Raw genomic sequence first — 2,599 nt, 5'->3', positions numbered from 1 at the left:
CGCGCAGCCGGTGCGCGCGGCGATCCGGCGGACCGCCAGCTGCGGTCGGTCGTCCCCGCGCGCACCGCGCTGCGCCGGTCGCGCAGCGCGGCGGCGAGGTGCGCGAGCCCGTCCGCGCCGGGCCGCGCGGGTGTTGCCACGGCGTTCCCCCTTCCCCCGCCGGTTTGGCCGCCCGCGGGCCGCCGGGCGTGATGCCCGTGTCGGGTGATGCCGCGAAAACCCACCCGTCCGTGCGGCCGGGGAAGCCGTTGGTGGGGTTCACGACTGCGGGAAGGCGATCCGACCTCGCTGCGGGAACGCGAAGTCCGTTCGGCCCCACCCGGACGGCCGCTCGCCGCAACCCGTGCCACGTCCCGGCGGCGTGCCGCGTCAGCGGTGTGGAGCAGCGGGGCCGCTCGGGGGTTCGGCTGTTCGGTGATACTTCCGCGAAGCCCGTTGTGCGCGACGTCCCCCAACCCTGACGATCTTCCTCCCACGTTGGCGCACAACGGAGTCCACTGACGAGGGGGGCATCTCAACCATGCACCGAGCGCGCAAGCTCATCACCGGGGCCGTCCTGGCCCTGCTGGCCACCGGGGTGGCGGTTCCGCTCCCGGCATCGGCCACGACCGCGACCGGACAGGCGCAGCAGACCGAGCCCACCCAGTCCCAGCCGACCCAGCCCCAGCCCAGCCAGTCCCAACCGACCCGGACCGGGCCCGCCCGGCCCGCCACCGGGTTAGAGGGCGCGGCCATCCCGCGCGACCCGGTCGTCCCGATGCTCGACGACGGCGCCTCGCGCGTCCCACCGATGGGGTTCAACAACTGGAACTCCTTCGGCTGCGACGTCACCGAAGAGCTGATCATGGCCACCGCCGACGTCTTCGTGACCTCCGGCCTGAAGGACGCCGGCTACCAGTACGTCAACATCGACGACTGCTGGTCAACGCGCGAGCGCGACGCGGACGGCAACCTGGTGCCCGACCCGGTCAAGTTCCCCAAGGGCATCAAGCACGTCGCCGACTACGTGCACTCCAGGGGCCTGCTCCTGGGCCTGTACGCCGACGCGGGCACGCTCACCTGCGCCGGCTACCCCGGCAGCCTCGGCCACGAGCAGCGCGACGCGGCGGCCTTCGCGTCGTGGGGCGTGGACTACCTCAAGTACGACAACTGCTACAACCAGGGCATCGACGCCCGCCAGCGCTACACGACCATGCGGGACGCGCTGCTGGCCACCGGCAGGCGGATCGTGTTCAGCGTCTGCGAGTGGGGCGAGAACCAGCCGTGGACGTGGGCCCGCGACGTCGGCCACCTGTGGCGCACCACCCCGGACATCACCGACACCTGGGGCAGCGTCGTGGACATCTTCCACCGCAACGCCCCGCTCAACGACGCGGCGGGCCCCGGCGGCTGGAACGACCCGGACATGCTGGAGGTCGGCAACGGCGGCATGACCACCACCGAGTACCGCAGCCACTTCACGCTGTGGGCGCAGATGGCGGCCCCGCTGCTGATCGGCGCGGACCTGCGCGTGGCCACGCCGGAGACCATGGCGATCTACCTCAACCGGGGGCTGATCGCGGTCAACCAGGACCCGCTGGGCGTGCAGGCGCGGCCGGTGTCCTCGTCCGGGACGCGGCACGTGCTGAGCAAGCCGCTGGCGGACGGCGACCGGTCGGTGGTGCTGTTCAACGAGGGCGGCGCCGAGGCGGTCATCGGCACGTCGTTGCAGGCCATCGGGCTGCCCGGCGGCGGGTCGACCGCGACGGACCTGTGGACCGGGGCGACGCGGCGGTTCACCGGGGCGATCACCGCGCGGGTGCCCGCGCACGGCGTGGTGGCGATGCGGATCAGGGCGGACGCGGCGCCCCCGGCGGGCGCGACGAACCTGGTCGGCGGGTCGTCGGGGCGCTGCCTGGACCTGCCGGGCGGCCGGACCGGGGTGCAGGTCGCGCTGTGGGACTGCAACGGCGGGCCGAACCAGCAGTTCCGGCACACCGCGTCGGGTGAACTGCGGGTGCAGGGCGAGCACTGCCTGGAGGCGTTCGCGAACGGCGTGGCCGAGGGCACGCAGGTCGTGACGTGGCAGTGCAACGGCGGGGCGAACCAGCGGTGGACGCGGCAGGCGTCCGGGCAGCTGGTGAACGCCGGGAGCGGGCTGTGCCTGGACGTGACGGCCGGGCACCTCCCGGAGAACAACCTGAACGGGTCGCCGATCGCGCTGTGGCGGTGCAACAGCGGTCCGAACCAGCGGTGGTCGCGGCAGTAGCCGCCGCCCGCCCGAGCGGTCCGCCGGGCGCGCACGGGTGGCGCTCCCCCGAGGGGGTTCCGCCCGTGCGCGCTCCGCGTTCTCAGGCGCACCTCGCCGTGTCCCCCACCTGTGCGGGTGGATTTTTACGTCGGGAAGATCCTAATGGGACACTCGCCCACCGAGACGATGAGTGTGTTTCCCTGAACCCTCCCAAGTGGATGGTCCGCTTCGCTGGACCGGGTGAGACCAGGGCCGCAGTCCTGTTACCTGCGGTTACTCACCTCTTAGAGTCGGCGTCCGATCAGTTCGTTTGCGTTTTCCTCATTGCGCGGACATCCACTGCGAGGGGAAGTGACGACGTGGTATCTC

Annotated in this window: 1 protein-coding gene; it reads left to right on the top strand. The window is 72.3% G+C overall.

Going from position 1 to position 2,599, the window contains the following annotated elements:
• Positions 1–520: 520 nt before the first annotated feature.
• On the top strand, positions 521–2,248 hold the full coding sequence (locus ACTUAL_RS27385; protein WP_440902264.1) for a ricin-type beta-trefoil lectin domain protein: 1,728 nt from the start codon (positions 521–523) through the stop codon (positions 2,246–2,248).
• Positions 2,249–2,599 lie beyond the last annotated feature (351 nt).

The sequence above is a fragment of the Actinosynnema sp. genome (genome assembly GCF_052038725.1).
Note: the sequence above shows the minus strand (reverse complement) of the source record. Positions and strands in the feature narration are given on the sequence as shown.